Origin of the sequence: Dichotomicrobium thermohalophilum (assembly GCF_003550175.1) — a bacterium.
GTDB lineage: Bacteria > Pseudomonadota > Alphaproteobacteria > Rhizobiales > Rhodomicrobiaceae > Dichotomicrobium > Dichotomicrobium thermohalophilum.
Genome location: NZ_QXDF01000001.1, coordinates 148,401 through 165,879 on the forward strand (window position 1 = coordinate 148,401; position 17,479 = coordinate 165,879).

Genomic DNA, 17,479 nt, shown 5'->3' on the forward strand with positions numbered 1-17,479 from the left:
TCGTATCTCTCCTTGCGTTCTGCGGTGTGCTGCACCGCCTCTTGAAACTCACAGATATACCAGTTCCGAGTGACCGAAGCCCTTGGTGTAATCCAGAACGGAAACAACCTTTGGCCGGACGCGAATAAAGGCCACGCCCTCTGGCGGCCCAATGGCGTAATCCATCACCTGCGGAAACTTCGTGATAAAGAGTTGCTCGATCCGCTGCAATTCATCGGGCTGCGTGATCCGGGCGGCATGTCCGCCGAGTGAAAGCCCGCGAATTTCGTTCCAGTCGGTGTAGGGGGCCGTGATCGTGCAGGAAACGCGATCGTCTCGGGCGATGTTTTCCGCCTTCTGAGAATGGTCCCCGCACCCGAAGTAGATGTCGCTATCTTCGTTGACGTAGCTGACCACCGTGGCCTGCGGGAAGCCGTCGGGCCGGATGGTGGCGATCGTCATGTCCTTCTGACCGGCCAGCAGTTCCCGGATGGTGGCGTGCAGCTCTTCCTCGGTCATGCGCTGCTCCCTCAAACGCCGAAGGGATAGGTCTCCGGCAACCCTTCGAGCATCGCCGTGTCGAGGGGTGTCACACTGCTCGTGTGATCCACCCATACGTATTCATCAAACTGTTCCGGCAGCGTAGCCTCGAAATAGTGGCTCGCCAACTCTGTCTCGGGCCGGTAGATCACGCCAATCGCGCGCTCCAGGCGCGGCTTGAGCAGTCCTTCCCGCGAGGTTGCGTTGGCATCGCTGCGCAGGGGGAGCATCAGGCCCGGGGTGTTCGTCATGTGGAACAGCCGCTCATAGCTCTGGGGATGGGCCGGCCGCACCGCCTTTACTTCCATCGGCCCGTCCCATTCCGATGCCGCCGCAACGGTGCCGTCATAGGTGCCGAAGCCGATGCTGTAGGCGGAATCGCCGAAAGCCTGTCGGCAGAGCTGGCCGATATTGTGCTCACCGCGCGAGGACATCTCCGTGGCCGAGGCATCGCCAGTGTGCGAGTTGTGCGCCCAGATCACTGCCTTCGATTTGGGCCCGTGGAAATCCAGCAAACGTTTGAGCGTGTCGAACATGTGAGAGTCGCGGAGGTTCCAGGACGCCCGAGAGCCGTAATACATCGTGCGATAATACTGCTCCGCCGCCCTGACGAGCGCCGCGTTCTGCTCGGCGTCGAGAAAGCGTTCGCCGTCGTGAAGTTCGAATTGCTGGCGCTTCTCCAGAAGCTCGACAAGCATGTGGGTGACGTCGCGTTCGCAACTCCTGTAGTAGCCGAGCAGCGCCGCATGACCGTAGGCTGCCGGGTCCGCCTCCCACGGCGTCAGACACCCATAGCGGTGACGCGCGACCGCGGCGAGGTCAGGGTCAACATCCTCCAGATAAGAGACCACCTGCCGGACCGAGGAATACAGGCTGTAGAGGTCCAGACCGTAGAACGCGGCGCGCTGATCCCAGGGCCGCTCCGTATTGTGAGCGTGCAGCCAGTCCACGAAGGCGCGAGTCTCTTCGTTGCGCCACATCCAGGTCGGGAAGCGGGAGAACGCTGTCCATTCTGACGGCGGAATATCGCGCTGGCGGACATAGTGATCGATCCGGGCCGCGTCCGGCCAGTCGCCCTCGATGGCGACGAAGCCGAAGCCTTTCTCCGCGATTAGCCGCTTGGTGATCTCGGCCCGCAGCCGATAGAACTCGGAAGTGCCGTGGCTTGCCTCGCCGATCAGCACGACGCGCGCATCGCCGATCCGCTCAAGCAGCGGCGTCAGGTCGGCGTCAGCGACATCGGTGAAGGAGGTGCCGCTGCTGGCGATCGCGCCGGGCAGCGACATGCTGACAGCCGGCGCCTTCTGGATCACGCGGGGGCGCGAGCGCTGCGCCTCTTCTTCCTCCAGTTCCCAGCCTTCGCGGCCTATCAGCGGAACGAACCGCACATCGGCGATGTCCTCCCGCTCGTAATCGTCCTCGCCCGTGCGGGTGATGCGGATAAGTTCCTGGGCGCGCGGGTCCGTGCCGATCGGCACGACCATGCGCCCGCCGGTCCTGAGTTGATGGAGCAGCGCGCGGGGCACGCGTGGCGCGCCCGCCGATACAAGGATCGCATCGAACGGCGCCTCCTCGGCCCAACCCTCGGTTCCGTCGGCATGTCGAACATGGACATTGGTATAGCCGGCGTCCGAAAGGTTGCCGGCCGCGGTCGTGGCGAGTTGCGCGACGCGCTCGATCGCGAAAACGTCCTTCGCGATTTCCCCGAGAACGGCCGCGGCGTAGCCCGACCCGGCACCGACCTCCAGCACCTTCTCGCCGCCCTGGAGGGCGAGCGCCTCGACCATATAGGCGACGATGTAGGGCTGGGAGATCGTTTGCCGGCCCGGAATGGGCAACGGCTGGTCCTCATACGCGTGGGGCGCCAGCTCCTCCGGCACGAACTTTTCGCGCGGGACGCTGTTCATGGCACCCAGAACCAGCATGTCCCGGACACCGCGCGCCGCGATATGGCGTTCCACCATCTCCGCGCGCAACCGCTGGAAATCCGGCTGGTCGCCGCGGTCGTTATCGGGAGCCATGAATGCCTGCCAGTCCGGCCATTGCTACTGTGATGGCTCAGGCGTGGTGTGCAGACACCGCCTCGGCCAGTTCCCCCGCCAATTCGTGCGAAGCCGCGCTGGAGACGTCACCCATGCTCAGGATGCCGACCATGCGCTTGTTCTCATCAATGACGGGCAGCCGGCGGATCTTCTTCTCCTCCATGATGCGCAACGCGTCGCCGAGCTCCTCGTTTGCGCGGCAGTAGACGATCCCCGCGCTCATCACGTCGCGGGCGGTCATGCTGGAGATGTCACGCCCGTCAGCCAGAGCGCGGATCACGATGTCGCGGTCGGTCACCATGCCAATCAGCCGGTCGTTTTCGCCGATCGGAATGGCGCCGATGTCTTCTTCGCGCATCTTGCGGGCCAGTTCGCTCAGGGGCGTGTCGGGGCTGACCCATTCGACGCCTTCGTGCATGGCTTCGCGTACTTTCATCATACCCTCCGTATGGTCTAGGGGGCGGTCCGGCGCGTTTCGATCTGTCGGCCGAAACGCCTTTGCCGGTCCTTCTGATGAAAGCATAACGCGCTGCAACCGCGAGGCTTTAACAACCGTCAAAGCTTCGCAGTCAGTAGCGGTAGAGCGCCGCCACCGGGCCCAACTGCTCGCGGACATCTTCGGGCAGCGTACGAACATCACCGCCCTGCGCCAGCGTGCGCAGCGCCGCGAAGTTGAGCAGATCCTCATTCTCTGCGGATGCCGCGTGGTCGATGCGGATGACGCGGTAGGTCGGATCGTAGATACCCCAGACCGTCTCGCCGGCGGACACGAAGACGGTATCGACCCGGCCTTCCTCGGTGGCCTTGATAATGCCTTCGAGGTTACGGGTGACGTCAGGCACCTCGCCTTCGACGTGGTTGCGCAGCCGCTCGCGCAGTTCCGTGCGCTCTTTGGTCAGCACCGGCTCGACGACCGGCCAGGTCTTCCCGTGGAGTTCGGCTTCGCTGAGCGGGCCGGGGTCGGCGGCGACATGGTCAGGCACGACGCGGCGATATTCGAGGTGCTGCGCCAGGTAGCCGAGCGTGCGCGGCAAAGCGATCAGGACCAGCGGCGCCTCGCTGTTCGCCAGATGCGCGTCTACCGCCTTGGCGATATCCCGGGTGTAATGGTCAAGCACGATGCTCGCGTAGTCGTCCGGGCTTTCGCCAAGCGCGGCGAATTGCGGCGTGTCGGTGCCGCCAACCTGCTGGCCACGGTCGCGCGCGTGGAAGCCGACATCCCGGTCGAATTCGGTGCGCTGCCACACCTTCTCGGCACTTTCCGGCATGTCGGGCACGCGGATTTGCCGCAGCCCCTCCTGCGTACCGTTGAAGAAGCGCGCGCCCTCCTCCGTCACAGCGAGGACATGGAAGCGGCCCTTGTCGCGCAGTATCGGAATGAGGGGGCGAATATGGTAGCGGTTGGCAACCACCGTCAGCTCGGGGACTGGCTGGGGCAACTTCACCCAGCGTGTGCTGCCCGGCTCGATGAAGACGGCCAGCCCTTCGTCCTGGTACTGCCAGAACACATCGTCCTTGTCGCGAGCGGCGGCCTCGGCCACCAGTTCCGCGACATCACTCTCGCGCCAGCCCGCCTGTGTCAGTTGCCGCTCCACCTCCTTCAGTCCATTCGACAGCCGGATCGGATCCTGCTGACATTCCGGGTAGGTCGGATGTGTTGGAAAAAAGAGGCTGACTCGCGGAAAGCCTTCCGACCCCGCGAGGGTCTGCAGCGTTGACGTCATGTTATGCACCTTCCCGAACTGGCGACGAGAGCGTTGCTATCGAATCGTTTTTCTGGGTCGCCAATTTAGGTCCGTGCGGCTTCACCTGACAAGGCCGACATGCTTTCGGTCGCCTGGCGCATGACCTCGCTGGTACCGCCCGCGGCCTTGCTGGAGAGTCGCGACAGCTCGCTAAACTCCTCCTGATAGTCCTGCGCCATGCGCCTCGAGAACTGCGTGCAGGTGTCCATGAAAGCCTGCGGCGTCTGCGTCTTGCGCAGTTGCTCCATGAACTGAGCGTCCTTCTCCAGCCGCTTGCTGACGAACTCGCACCACTCCCGCGACGCCTCTGCGGCGGTGTGCCACATCTTCGACTGCATTTCGATCATCGATGCATTGGCCGACAGCATCGGCTGCATCATGCGTGTGAACATCTCCGGGGCGGGCTGCATAAGATTGGAAAATTGATCGAAGGGGTTGCCGTTGCCCGATTGACTCTTGTACTCGCTCGACATTCTTGCTGCTCCTGTGAATTGATTTCAGCGCGCTCAGAGAACGCCGCAACTGCTTGATTTCGCCGGTCAAATACCAAATTCGCCTTCTGGCTGCGACATCAAGCAGGCAGACTTTCCCAGTGTTGCTGTGTCGAGCATAAACGGCGCGTTACACTGATACATTGATCCATGTTAAAACCTGCGCTTTGCAAAAATAATTCTGAATGCACCCCAACCACTTGATCAAATTCAGACATTGTCTCTCGGGATCCAGCTGTTCCAGCTTTTGCAAACCAGGCGGTGTTCGCCCTCCGCGTCGGTTTCGTATGCGTCAAGGTCGGCCCGGATGTGAAACCACTCGGGGTTTGAGGTGAGCACCGTCCGCGTGACGGTGCGCGCGCCCCAGTCGCCGCGCCGGAGACCGCGCTGCCAGAGCGTCTCGCCACGCACGGAATCGAAATCGTTGCCGCGCGATCGATACCACTCCTCGCTTTTCGTCTGCACGACAAGGTCGATATCGTCGATCCGGTACGTGCCGCTGTCGTTGACCACCTCCAGCACCGACGTATCCGTCGCGTAGTCGCGGTGGAGGGTCCAGCGGTGCTCCTCCGGTCGGATCATCGTGCGCTTGAGCGGCGGTGCGCCTTCAGCCTCTTCGAACGGCCGCAAGGCCTCATCCTCGTGTGGCCGCGCGGGGCGCTTCGGAAGCGTCAGCCTGCAGTTGTTCAGATGGACGGTGAGCCGCACCGGACGGGGTGGCGGCCAGGCGAGCGGCCAGTAGGATGTCGACAGCGACAGCCGGATGCGATGCCCGCGCGGGAACGAATGCGCAATGTCGTTGAGCTGGAGTTGCACGCGATACTTCCGGTCCGGCTCCAGCGGCTCCGGGTTCTCGCTGCTGTTGCGGTGAGTCAGGTTGAGCAGGCCGTAGGTGACGCGGGTCGCTTCGCCGTTCGGGCGGGTGTCGGAAATTCGCGCGGCGATCATCGCCACGGGCTGGTCTACCGAAACTTCCAGCTCGATAACCGGCGCGCCGAGAATTTCCATGGTCTCTTCGAGCGGCTCGCTCTCGAAGACCAGGGCCCCGCCGTCCTCCTGCCGCTGGTCATGGGCAAGGTCCGGCCCGGAAGCGTAGGAACACCACTTGCCCGCGAACATGCCGACGGTAAGCGGTGACTGGATCGACTGGACGGTTTCCTCCAGGCGCGGCGGCATAACCGGTTGCGTCTCGGGTACCAGGCCGGCCGGGATCAGAGCCCAGTGCGTGTCAATGGTGTTCGGCGACGGCCAGTCGCGTTCGGCGACCCAACGGCCCGGACGCTCTTGATAGCTGGTCGTGGGCGGGACACTGTCCTGCATCCAAACGCGCAGCATCGGCTCGTCCATGACGCCGGTATCGGCCCCCTTGAGCCAGTGGTCCCACCAGCGCACCGCCTCCTGGAGGAAGCCAATCGCCGGGCCGGGAACGCCGAAATGCGGATAGCGGTGTCCCCACGGGCCGATCAGCCCCTTCCGCGGCACCTTCAGGTTGGTCAGAAGACGAAAGACGGCGTTGGAATACCCGTCCGCCCAGCCGCCAACGGCGAAGACCGGGCACTGCACGGCCTCGTAATCCTCGCAAATGGAGCCATGCTTCCAATATGCATCGCGGCGCTGGTGCTGCAGCCATTTCTCCAGCCACAGACCGCTACCCTCCAGGCGCTCCAGCCAGATTTCGCGCCATCGCTCGCCCACGATCGCGGGATCGGGCGGCAGACTATTATAGGCGAACATGACGGATGCCCAGGACAGATTATCGCCCAGCAGACACCCGCCCATGTGGTGAATGTCGTCGGAATAGCGGTCATCCGTGGAGCTGAGGGTGATGATCGCCTTGAGAGCCTCTGGTCGCAGCGCGGCGATCTGGAGCGAATTGAAGCCGCCCCATGAAATGCCCATCATGCCAACATTGCCATCACACCATGGCTGTTCGGTCAGCCAGTGAATGACGTCAACGCCATCGTCCAGCTCCTGCTGAAGATATTCGTCCTTGAGCACGCCCTCGGACTCGCCGCTGCCGCGTAGGTCCACACGCACGCAGGCATAGCCATGGCCCGCCATGTACGGGTGCGTGATCGCGTCGCGGAGGGCGGTTCCGAACCGCTTGCGATACGGAATGTACTCGAGAATCGCCGGCACCGGCGCATTCTCCGACCCCTTGGGACGCCAGATGCGCGCGGCCAGGCGCACGCCATCCGGCATCTCGATAAAAACGTTTTTCTCCTCCTCCACCTCATGGGGGAGGTCCTCTGCCACCTTCATGTGTTCGCCTCTTCGATCGAACTGAATGCGAACGGCAGCAAGCTACAAACCTTGTCGTACTTGTGCATGAGCTCGTCTTCGCTGCCGGCGCCGAGAAAAATCTCGGCGATCTCGAAGCTGTAACTATCCTGGTAGAGCAGGTGCGAAAGACGCTGCCCCTCCTCGACCATCAGGCGGACCATCCCCTCGGGGAACTCCGCGATCACGCGCGCGATGTCTTGCGGCCCGGGCACCCTTGTGACCACGCAGTCGTCGAAGACGCGCATCATGAACTTGCCCGCGAGGCGATGGTGCCCCTGCCGGTGCGGCATCGACGGCCTGCGGCCCATCGCCAGGTCGATCGCGACTTTCTGGTGCGTCTCCCCGTCCACGAGCATGAACAACGGGCTATGCGACTTGGAAATCCGCGCATTAATCTCCAGCAACCAGATGCAGTCCGTGCCCGAATCCCAATAGAATTCAATGTTGAACGGCGCGTTGCGATAGCCGATGTGCTTGACCAGTTGGCAGGCGGCCTCCTTCATCCGCATCTGCGCTTGGCCCGGCAGCCGCGACGGATACTGATACCGCGCGAAGCTTGACTGGCGCTCGCCCTCGCGGACGGAGTCGATGATGCCATAGACCTCGACCTCATCCTCATAAGCGTAGCCTTCCAGCGTGCACTGATGGCCCGCCGAGATGATTTCCTCGGCGATGCAGTAGTAGCCGCCGATCGGCGCGATCTCCGGGGGCGTGTTCACGCGCTGGAGGAATTCGTTAAAGGCGTCGGCGAAATCGGCGATGTTGTCGCGGATGATGGGAAGGGCGGCGCGGAAGTCCGCCTCGTCCGCGATCTCGAAACCGAGATAGGAGGAGTGCGCCTTGATCGGCTTGATCCAGAACGGATAGGAAAGGTTCAGGTGCCCGAGCGGGTCATCCAGGAACGGATCCACAGCAAAAAAGCGCGGCAGGAGGTCGGGCAACACTTCTTTCTGGACGCAGCGCGACCAGTATTTGTGCTCACACTTCGCCACCGCTTCCAGACTCGGCCCGGACAGCCCGAATTCCTTCTGCAACATTGGCGCGAGCGCCGAACTGGGGAAATCCCAGTACCCGATAATCGCGTCGACCGACCCGTCGAAATTGTACAGGCACGTTTCCGCAGTGCGCAGCAGCTCGTCGAACTCGATATGGCTGGAGGCCGGGCGCACGGCCTCTTCGTAGGTTAGCAGCGTGTGAAACGCATAATCCTTGGCCCCCTCCATCTGCTCAAGGAGTGCCAGATTGAATGGCTCCAGCCCGATAACGAATATGTTCTTCATCACCCCCGCCTTACCGGTTGGACGACGATTACAGGACCGGCTGCCGACGAACCGGTGCAACACCCTTGGCTTCTCCGATCGGCAGGTAGAGGGCGTGCAGCCGATGGGGCACAAGCGCAGCGTTCAGAACTGACTGGCCGTTTCGTGAAATCATCACGAGGATCAGACATTAGCCGGGTGTTCAGCGGCATTAACAACGATCAGTGCGCCCATGCGCTAGCCAAGCCAAGGAGCCGGCACCATGGACATCGTCACGATGGGATTTCTCGCCAGTCTGGCTGCCGGTCTGTTCACCGGGGTCGGGGCGCTACCCGTATTGTTCGGCAAGACCGTCCCGCGCTGGCTGAATGACACGCTCCTCGGTTTCGCAGCGGGCGTGATGCTGGCCGCATCGTTTTTTTCGCTCATTATCCCGGGTGTTGATATCGCGAAAGAGCAATACGGTTACGCAGCCGTCGCTGCCGGGATTGCGGTTGTGGGGGTGGTGCTCGGCGTGGCCTTCGTGGCCGGCCTGAACCGCTGGATTCCGCACGAACATTTCCAGCTCGGCCATCAGGGGCCGGAGGCGAAAGGGCTTGGAAAAATCTGGCTGTTCATCTTCGCGATCACGATCCACAACCTCCCGGAGGGGCTGGCCGTCGGGGTGGGCTTCGGCAGCGGCGACATCGCCAAGGGTGTGACCCTCGCCACAGGGATCGGTCTGCAGAACGCGCCCGAAGGGCTGGCCGTGGCTGTCGCGCTACTGTCCTACAACTACTCCCGGCTCTATGCGGTGACGGTCGCCGCGCTGACGGGGCTGGTCGAGCCCGTCGCGGGGCTGGCTGGCGCCTATGCCGTCACCGTTTCGCAGCTCCTGCTGCCCTGGGCGCTTACCTTCGCCGCGGGCGCTATGCTTTATGTCATCAGCCACGAGATAATTCCCGAGACGCACAGCCACGGCTTCGAGAACGAGGCGACGCTTGGTCTGACCATAGGCCTGGTTATGATGATGTTTCTCGACGTGGCGTTTGCCTGAGGTTAAGGCGCGGGCGCATCTGGCGTGCTTGAGTTCATGGTCAAGTCGCTGCTTAAGGGGTGCGTTCATGGCAAGAGACGCGCAAAAGCAGATGCTGGGAGCACTGCTCGACCGATACGGCCAGACCTACGCCGCCGAGCTTGGCATCGAGATCGAAAAGAACACGCCATCGCCGCTGTTCATGCTGCTATGCGCTTCGCTGCTATACAGCGCCCGCATCCGTGCCGATGCGGCCACCCAGGCGCTGAAGGCGCTGTTCGCCGAGGGCTGGACCACGCCGCAGAAAATGGCCGACACGACCTGGGAAGAGCGGGTGAAGGTGCTCAACGCCAATGGCTACGCGCGCTATGACGAAAGCACTTCGCGGATGCTGGGCGACACCGTAGACCTGCTACTGTCCGAGTATGGCGGCGATCTTCGCAGGTTGCGCGAGGCAGCGGAACGCGACCCGTCCAAGGAGCGGCGGCTGCTCAAGGAGTTCAAAGGCATTGGTGATGTCGGCGTGAACATCTTTTTCCGAGAGGCGCAACTTGCCTGGCCGGAGCTTTATCCGTTCGCCGACAAGGCTTCGCTCAACGCCGCAAAGCGCCTGGGACTCGGCGAGACACCAGAGAAGCTGGCCGAGATGGTCGACCGCGAGGACTTCCCGCGCCTCGTCGCCGGGCTGGTACGGATGCATCTGGCCGATGCCTACGACGACATCACCGCGGTCGCGGCCGCGCAAGGCTAGAGCACTTTCTGCAAAAGTGGGCACCGGTTTTGCGTCAGAAAGTGCGATAAAACAATAATTAAGAGCCTGTTCAGCGATCCGGTTTTTATTGAACAGGCTCTAGCGCGCTCTTCGATCGGTCTGAAACAACCCGGCGCTCGTCATTGCCGGACTTGCCTGTGCTCGGGCCTGACGTGGCTCTAATCGATCGAAAGCCCGCCAGCCCTCAGGCCGTCTGCGCTTCCGCCTCCTCGCGCTCCGTCTCTTCCTTTGGCAGCTCGAAATACTTGCGTAGCTCGTCGGCGTTCATTGTCTCCTGTTTCAGAAGCGCCTTCGCCGCCTCGTCCAGATTGTCGCGCTGCTTCTGGATGATATCCATTGTCCGGTCGAATGCCTCATCGACCAGTCCGCGCACTGTCGTGTCGATCTCGCGCGCCGTTTCCTCGGAATAGTTCTTCTGCTCCTGGGCCATCGGCAGGCCGCCGACCGACTCCTGACGCTTCTCGTATGTAATCTGGCCAAGCCCCTCGGTCATGCCGTACTGCGTCACGACCGAGCGGGCAATGTCCGTGACCTTCTGTAGGTCGTCGGCCGCACCGGTCGAGATGTCCTCGAAGAAGATGCGCTCCGCCGCGCGCCCACCGAGCAGCACGCACATCTTGTCCAGAAGCTCTTGCCGGGTCATCAGGTAGCGGTCGCCCGTGGGCCTCTGGATCGTGTAGCCGAGCGCGCCGACCGAGCGCGGGATGATCGAGACCTTGTGCACCTCGTCTGTGCCGGGCAGCGATAGTCCCACGAGCGCATGACCGAGTTCGTGATAGGCCACGCGCCGCCGCTCCTCCTCGGACAGCACCTGGTTCTTTTTCTGCAGACCGGCGACCACGCGCTCGATGGCATTGGTGAAGTCGCGCATCTCCACGGCGTCCGCGTCGCGCCGCGTGGCGAGCAGCGCGGCCTCGTTCACCAGGTTCTCAAGGTCGGCGCCGGTAAAGCCCGCCGTCAGCTCCGCGACCTGCTCAAGGTCGACATCCTCGCCGAGCTTCACCTTCTTGGCGTGCACCTTGAGAATTTCAGCGCGTCCGATCTTGTCCGGCCGGTCGACGATCACGCGCCGATCAAAGCGGCCCGCGCGCATCAGTGCCGGGTCCAGGATTTCCGGCCGGTTGGTCGCGCCGATGATGACCAGGCCTTCCGAGGGGTCGAAGCCGTCCATCTCCGAGAGAAGCTGGTTGAGCGTCTGCTCCTTCTCGTCGTGACCGCCGCCCTGCATGGCGCCGGGACCGCCGCGCACGCGGCCGAGCGCGTCCAATTCGTCGATGAAGATGATCGCGGGCGCTTTCTCGCGGGCCTGCTTGAACAGATCGCGTGTCCGGGCCGCGCCCACGCCGACAAACATCTCCACGAACTCGGAGCCATTGATATAGAAGAACGGGACATTCGCCTCGCCAGCGACGGCGCGCGCGATCAGCGTCTTGCCCGTTCCCGGCGGGCCGGCCAGCAGCACGCCCTTGGGCACATGCGCGCCGAGGCGCTGGTATTCTTCCGGTGAGCGGAGGAAGGAAACGATCTCCTTCAGTTCTTCCTCGACTTCATCGATCCCCGCGACATCATCAAAATCAGTATCCGTCTGTTCCTCGTAATACACGCGCGCCTTGGACTGGCCGATCTGCATCAGCCCGCCGCCCATACCGCCTCCGCGTGCCAGGCGCCGGATCAGGAAATACCAGAGCGCCAGGAAAATGCCGATGGGGATCAGCCAGGACAGGATCTGCTCCAGAAAGGTGTTCTCGACCGTCCCGTCATAGGTGACGTTCTTGTCCCGCAGCTGGCTCGCAAAGTCTTCCGAAACGCGCCGCGTGACAAAATACTCCTGACCATCGACCGGCTTTGTGAACTCACCGCGAATCGTCTCAGCGCCGACCTCAACGCTCTTGATCCGCCCCTCGTCGAGATACTGCTCGAACTGCGAATAGGGGATCTGCGCGACTGTCTGATACTGCGTGTAAAGATACTGAAGCGTCAGAACGCCGATGATTGCGACGACAAGGAAAATGATATTCCAGCGGCGCTGGCGATCCTGATCCTCGGCCTCGTTATCACTCATCAAATCGCCTTTCCGTATCGCTCAATGAATGCGCGGCAGCGTGGTTAGGGAACGCCCAAAGGCCTGCTCGGGTTTCCCTTGGCAGCAATACACGCACCTTTCGCGGAAGGTGGGGTCCACTGGGTCGGGGAAACACCCCGCCCCGCGCGAACCCTGCCGCCAGGGACATCCCGCAACGCGCTTCAGCGACAACCCGTCGAACAGAAAGGGGAATTTTCATGGAAACCACGCGCATTCCCGGAACGGACCTGCAACCCAGCCGCATCGGACTCGGCACTTGGGCGATCGGCGGCTGGATGTGGGGTGGCACCGACGAACAGGAGTCGATCCGCACCATTCACGCGGCCATTGACCGGGGTATCAATCTCATCGACACCGCACCGGTCTACGGCATGGGCCGGTCAGAACAGATCGTTGGCAAGGCGATCGCGCAGAGCGACCGCGACAAGCTGGTAATCTCCACCAAAGCCGGTCTCGAATGGGAAGGTCGCCAGCCCTACCGCAATGCGACGAGCGAGCGCCTCACCGCCGAAGTCGACGATAGCCTGAAGCGGCTCGGCGTCGATGTGATCGACATCCATCACGTGCACTGGCCGGACCCGCTGGTCCCGATCGAGGAGACCGCCGGGGCGATGAAGGAGATCCATGACGCCGGGAAAATCCGCGCGGTCGGCGTCAGCAACTTCTCGGTCGAGCAGATGGAACGTTTCCGCGCTGAGTGTCCGCTCCACGTCGTCCAGCCGCCCTACAACCTGTTCGAGCGCGGGATCGAGGCCGACGTGCTGCCTTATGCGCGCGAGCACGACATCGCCACGCTGACCTACGGCGCGCTGTGCCGAGGTCTGCTCACCGGCAAGATGACGCAGCATCAGGAGTTCCAGGGCGACGACCTGCGACAGACCGACCCGAAATTCCGTCAGCCCCGCTTCATCCAGTACCTGACCGCAGCAGAGAAGCTTGACCAGTTGGCCAAGGAGCGCTTCGGCAAGCGCGTGCTGCATCTGGCGCTGCGCTGGCTGCTGGATCGGCCAGGCGTGAGTGTGGCGCTGTGGGGCGCGCGGCGTCCGGGCCAGCTCAACCCGGTCGAAGAGATCGCCGACTTCCACATCGACGAGCAAACCGCCCACGACATTGACCGCGTCCTCGACGGGTACATCAAGCAGCCGGTCGGCCCCGAGTTCATGGCGCCGCCGACCCGGGAACAGAAAGCTGCGTGATCTGGTCACTGAAACGCTGGCGCTTCTCAGGCGTTATGAACGCCAGCTTGGGAACCCTCTCGCAAAAATTTGGAGGCATCACGGATGACGGAGCAGAAACCGGAGGTCAAAGGCTTCTACGACCCCAAGACCGGCAGCGCGCAATATGTCGTGTCTGACCCGGACACGAAGAAGGCGGCGATCATCGACCCGGTCTGGGACTATGACGAGAAAGCCGGACAGGTCTGCACGCCGAACGCGGACGAAATCCTCAAATACGTGCAGGACGCCGGGCTTGAGGTCGTCTGGATCCTCGACACGCACCCGCACGCCGACCACTTCTCGGCGGCGCAGTACCTGAAGAGCAAGCTCGGCGCGCCGACGGCCATCGGCGAGCACGTCGTCAAGGTCCAGAAACTCTGGAAGGACATCTACAACCTGCCGGATGACTTCCCGACTGACGGCTCGCAGTGGGACCATCTGTTCAAGGACGGCGACACCTTCGAGATCGGGTCGTTGCCCGTGCGGGTTATGTTCAGCCCGGGACACACGCTTGCGTCGATCACCTACGTCGTCGGCGATGCGGCCTTCGTGCACGACACTCTGATGATGCCGGATTCCGGGACCTCGCGGGCCGACTTCCCCGGCGGCAGCGCGCGGGACCTCTACCGCAGCATCCAGCGCCTCCTGGAACTGCCGGATGAGACGCGCGTGTTCGTCGGCCACGACTACGGCCGCGGCGGGCGCAAGCCGCAATGGGAAACCACGATCGGCGAGACGAAGCGCAACAACATCCACCTGCGCGACAATCCCAGCGAGGACGACTACGTGCGCATCCGTAACGCGCGCGACGCCGAACTGCCGCTTCCGCACCTGATGCTGGAGGCGCTGCAGATCAACATTCGCGGCGGCCGGACGCCGAAGCCGGAGTCGAACGGCGTGTCCTACCTCAAGATCCCGCTGAACCAGTTCTCCGGCACATCCGACGTCTGCGACAATCCCCAGACGATCACCGACTGAGGCGCTGTCGGCGCCAGATAACGAAAATCATTGAAGCGCGTTCATCAGCCGCGTAGCTAGATGAGCGCGCTTCAACTGTTGCTATTTTCACCGTTCCGGCGCCCACCGGCTGAACACGCGAAGGACCGCCGTTGTTTGAAATCAACGTCTGGACCGTTCTGATCGCCGCATTCATCACCGCCGTCATGACGGGGGTGGGCGCGCTGCCCTTCCTGGTCTACCGGCGGGTGAGCGGGGCGCTGCTCGGCTATTCCAACGCGGTCGCGGGCGGCCTGATGCTGGCGGCGAGCCACAGTCTGATCGCCGAGGGCGTGGCGCTAAACGCGGAGCGCGCGCTGATCGGCGTGCTTATCGGGCTGGGCGCGATCATCGCCAGCAATCGGCTGATCCCGTCCGGCGACGGCCTTGAGGTCGCCAATCTCGGCGGCGTCGATGCGCGCAAGGCGCTGCTGATCCTGGGCATCATGACAGCGCATTCCTTCGCGGAGGGTATCGGCGTCGGCGTCTCCTTCGGCGGGACCGAGGCGCTGGGCATCTTCATCACCACGGCGATCGCGTTTCACAACGTGCCGGAAGGGCTGGCGATCTCGCTGGTGCTGGTGCCGCGCGGCACGCCGGTGTGGAAGGCCGCCGGCTGGAGCATCTTTACCAGCCTGCCGCAGCCGCTGATGGCCGTGCCCGCCTTCCTGTTCGTTCAGGCGTTCGAGCCGTTCCTGCCCGTTGGGCTGGGCATCGCCGCCGGCGCGATGATCTGGATGGTGTTCGCCGAGCTGATCCCTGACGCGATGGAGGAGGTGTCGGGCGGGGCGGTCGGCACGGCGGTGACGCTGGCCTTCACGCTGATGCTGGCCTTCCAGCTCCTCATACTGCCCGCGGGGCACTGAGGCGGCTTACGCCGCCATCTTCGCCCGCAGGTTCTCGTCGATCTTGTCGAGGAAGCCCTCTGTGGACAGCCAGCCCTGCTCATCGCCGATCAACAGCGCCAGGTCTTTGGTCATGTAGCCGCTTTCGATCGTCTCGACGACCGTCGCCTCCAGCTTCTCGGCGAAGTCGGTCAGCGCCTGGTTACCGTCGAGCTTGCCGCGATGCTTCAGCCCACGCGACCATGCGAAGATCGAGGCGGTGGAGTTGGTCGAGGTTTCCTTGCCCTGCTGGTGCATCCGGTAGTGGCGTGTGACGGTGCCATGCGCGGCCTCGGCCTCCACCGTCTTTCCGTCGGGCGTCGTCAGGACGCTGGTCATCAGGCCGAGCGAGCCGAAGCCTTGGGCCACGGTGTCGGACTGCACGTCACCGTCATAGTTCTTGCAAGCCCAGACGTAACCGCCCGACCATTTCAGGGCCGCGGCGACCATGTCGTCGATCAGCCGGTGCTCGTAGGTCAGGCCCGCGGCCTCGAACTTGTCCTTGAACTCGTCGTCGTAGACCTTCTGGAAGATGTCCTTGAAGCGCCCGTCATAGGCTTTGAGGATCGTGTTCTTCGTGGACATGTAGAGCGGATAACCGCGCTCATAGGCATAGTTCATGCAAGCGCGGGCGAAGTCGGTGATGGACGAGTCGAGGTTGTACATCGACATCGCCACGCCGCCGCCGGGGAAGTCGAAAACCTCGTGCTCGATCGGGGCGCCGCCGTCCGAGGGCTGGAACTTGATGGTGAGCTTGCCGGGGCCGGGCACGACAAAGTCGGTCGCGCGGTACTGGTCGCCGAAGGCATGGCGCCCGATAATAATCGGTTTGGTCCAGCCCGGCACGAGACGCGGCACGTTGCGGCAGATGATCGGCTCGCGGAACACCACACCGCCAATAATGTTGCGGATGGTCCCGTTGGGTGAGCGCCACATCTTTTTCAGGCCGAATTCCTCGACGCGCGCCTCGTCCGGCGTAATCGTCGCGCACTTCACGCCGACGCCGTGCTCCTTGATCGCGTTGGCGGCATCGACGGTGACCTGATCGTCAGTCTCGTCGCGATGCTGGATCGACAGGTCGTAATAACGCAGATCGATATCCAGATACGGAAGGATCAGCTTCTCCTTGATGAGATGCCAGATGATGCGCGTCATTTCATCGCCGTCGAGCTCGACGACCGGGTTTTCGACCTTGATTTTTTCCATGATCCGTCCTTGCGCGAGGTCTGTTCGGGTTAGCGTGTTGCGACTCGATGCGCCGCAGCATAATGCGCGCGTCCCCTGTGGCCAAGCCTTGCGGGGGCGGAACAGCCTATGTAGACACCCCACATGCCCGACAACAATGTGAGCCACCCTCCCGCAGCAGAGGGGCTAGACGGACCACCAACAGCGCCGGCCATCATCCTGGTCGAGCCGCAACTCGGCGACAATATCGGCGCCGCAGCGCGTGCGATGGCCAATTTCGGGCTAGGTGAGTTGCGCGTGGTGGCCCCACGCGACGGCTGGCCCAATGCAGCGGCGCAGTCCTATGCGGCGAACGCGCTCAGCATCGTCGACAACGCCAGGGTGTTTCCCGACCTGAAAGCCGCCGTCGCCGATCTGCACTACGTCATCGCGACGACGGCGCGCCGCCGTGACATGACCAAGCTCGTGTTTAGTCCCGAGAGCGCGGCGGGCGAAATGCTGACGCGGACAAAAGCTCGCCAAAATTGCGGTGTCCTGTTCGGAAAGGAGCGATCGGGTCTGGAAAACGACGATATCGCCATCGCCGATGCGATCATTAGTGCACCCGTCGTGGCCGCTTTCGCTTCAATCAATTTGGCTCAAGCCGTCTTGCTCATCGCCTATGAGTGGCGTAAGGCATGGCTGGACGCCGAGGAAAGCGGCGAGAAGACCGCCGAACCGTGGCGCCAGGGCGATGCCCAACCCGCCACACAGGAAGAGCTGATCGGCTTTTTCGAGCAGTTGGAACGGGAGCTGGATGCCTCAGGATTTCTGCGTCCGCCGGAAAAGCGCCCCCGGATGGTGCGTAGCATCCGGAATATGTTCAAACGAATGGGAGCCACCGACCAGGAGGTCCGCACGCTCCGCGGCATTGTTGCTTCGTTGACACGCCGCCACGAAGGCGGTTCTCGGGATAACCCGAAAATGTCATAGTGCCGCCGCGATTGTG

The 17,479-nt window shown here is 62.9% G+C and carries 15 protein-coding genes; 6 read left to right on the forward strand and 9 right to left on the reverse strand.

What is annotated here, in order from left to right:
• Positions 1 to 48: 48 nt before the first annotated feature.
• From BXY53_RS00665 to BXY53_RS00695, 7 genes are all read right to left on the reverse strand, one after another.
• On the reverse strand, positions 49 to 498 hold the full coding sequence (locus BXY53_RS00665) for a pyridoxamine 5'-phosphate oxidase family protein (protein WP_119060039.1): 450 nt from the start codon (positions 496 to 498) through the stop codon (positions 49 to 51).
• A gap of 11 nt (positions 499 to 509) precedes the next feature.
• Positions 510 to 2,540: a protein-L-isoaspartate(D-aspartate) O-methyltransferase gene (locus tag BXY53_RS00670; protein ID WP_119060040.1), complete on the reverse strand. Its 2,031-nt coding sequence runs from the start codon at positions 2,538 to 2,540 to the stop codon at positions 510 to 512.
• A 37-nt stretch (positions 2,541 to 2,577) separates the two neighbouring features.
• Complete coding sequence (locus tag BXY53_RS00675) at positions 2,578 to 2,997, reverse strand: CBS domain-containing protein (RefSeq protein WP_119061681.1); 420 nt, start codon at positions 2,995 to 2,997, stop codon at positions 2,578 to 2,580.
• 133 nt (positions 2,998 to 3,130) lie between these two features.
• On the reverse strand, positions 3,131 to 4,285 hold the full coding sequence (locus BXY53_RS00680) for a baeRF3 domain-containing protein (protein ID WP_119060041.1): 1,155 nt from the start codon (positions 4,283 to 4,285) through the stop codon (positions 3,131 to 3,133).
• Positions 4,286 to 4,350: 65 nt separating this feature from the next.
• Positions 4,351 to 4,779 carry a phasin family protein gene (locus BXY53_RS00685; protein ID WP_119060042.1) on the reverse strand — a complete coding sequence of 143 codons (429 nt, stop codon included), beginning with the start codon at positions 4,777 to 4,779 and terminating at the stop codon, positions 4,351 to 4,353.
• 228 nt (positions 4,780 to 5,007) lie between these two features.
• Positions 5,008 to 7,059 (reverse strand): CocE/NonD family hydrolase, encoded by a 2,052-nt coding sequence (locus tag BXY53_RS00690; protein WP_119060043.1) that lies wholly within the window; start codon positions 7,057 to 7,059, stop codon positions 5,008 to 5,010.
• Positions 7,056 to 8,360, reverse strand: a complete 1,305-nt coding sequence (locus BXY53_RS00695) for an ATP-grasp domain-containing protein (RefSeq protein WP_119060044.1) — start codon at positions 8,358 to 8,360, stop codon at positions 7,056 to 7,058. The genes BXY53_RS00690 and BXY53_RS00695 overlap by 4 nt, the downstream gene beginning before the upstream one ends.
• A 241-nt stretch (positions 8,361 to 8,601) precedes the next feature.
• Between BXY53_RS00695 and BXY53_RS00700 the strand changes: the two genes are divergently transcribed.
• Together BXY53_RS00700 and BXY53_RS00705 are read left to right on the forward strand one after the other, a co-directional pair.
• On the forward strand, positions 8,602 to 9,375 hold the full coding sequence (locus tag BXY53_RS00700; RefSeq protein WP_119060045.1) for a ZIP family metal transporter: 774 nt from the start codon (positions 8,602 to 8,604) through the stop codon (positions 9,373 to 9,375).
• A 67-nt stretch (positions 9,376 to 9,442) separates the two neighbouring features.
• Positions 9,443 to 10,105: an HhH-GDP family DNA glycosylase gene (locus BXY53_RS00705; RefSeq protein WP_119060046.1), complete on the forward strand. Its 663-nt coding sequence runs from the start codon at positions 9,443 to 9,445 to the stop codon at positions 10,103 to 10,105.
• Positions 10,106 to 10,310: 205 nt separating this feature from the next.
• On the opposite strand, the gene ftsH is transcribed toward BXY53_RS00705, so the two are convergent.
• Entirely contained in the window at positions 10,311 to 12,188 is a 1,878-nt protein-coding gene (gene ftsH / locus BXY53_RS00710) for an ATP-dependent zinc metalloprotease FtsH (protein ID WP_119060047.1), read from the reverse strand.
• Between the two features lie 218 nt (positions 12,189 to 12,406).
• On the opposite strand from ftsH, the gene BXY53_RS00715 reads away from it, so the two are divergent.
• The 3 genes from BXY53_RS00715 (at position 12,407) to BXY53_RS00725 (ending at position 15,288) form a co-directional block, all read left to right on the forward strand.
• Entirely contained in the window at positions 12,407 to 13,405 is a 999-nt protein-coding gene (locus BXY53_RS00715) for an aldo/keto reductase (RefSeq protein ID WP_119060048.1), read from the forward strand.
• Positions 13,406 to 13,489: 84 nt separating this feature from the next.
• Positions 13,490 to 14,404 (forward strand): MBL fold metallo-hydrolase, encoded by a 915-nt coding sequence (locus BXY53_RS00720; protein ID WP_119060049.1) that lies wholly within the window; start codon positions 13,490 to 13,492, stop codon positions 14,402 to 14,404.
• Positions 14,405 to 14,535: 131 nt separating this feature from the next.
• Positions 14,536 to 15,288: a ZIP family metal transporter gene (locus tag BXY53_RS00725; RefSeq protein WP_245410310.1), complete on the forward strand. Its 753-nt coding sequence runs from the start codon at positions 14,536 to 14,538 to the stop codon at positions 15,286 to 15,288.
• Between the two features lie 6 nt (positions 15,289 to 15,294).
• Here BXY53_RS00725 and BXY53_RS00730 read toward each other — a convergent pair whose 3' ends face one another.
• Positions 15,295 to 16,512, reverse strand: coding sequence for an NADP-dependent isocitrate dehydrogenase (locus BXY53_RS00730; protein WP_119060050.1), 1,218 nt, complete (start codon positions 16,510 to 16,512; stop codon positions 15,295 to 15,297).
• Between the two features lie 123 nt (positions 16,513 to 16,635).
• On the opposite strand from BXY53_RS00730, the gene BXY53_RS00735 reads away from it, so the two are divergent.
• Entirely contained in the window at positions 16,636 to 17,463 is an 828-nt protein-coding gene (locus BXY53_RS00735; protein ID WP_119060051.1) for an RNA methyltransferase, read from the forward strand.
• Positions 17,464 to 17,479 lie beyond the last annotated feature (16 nt).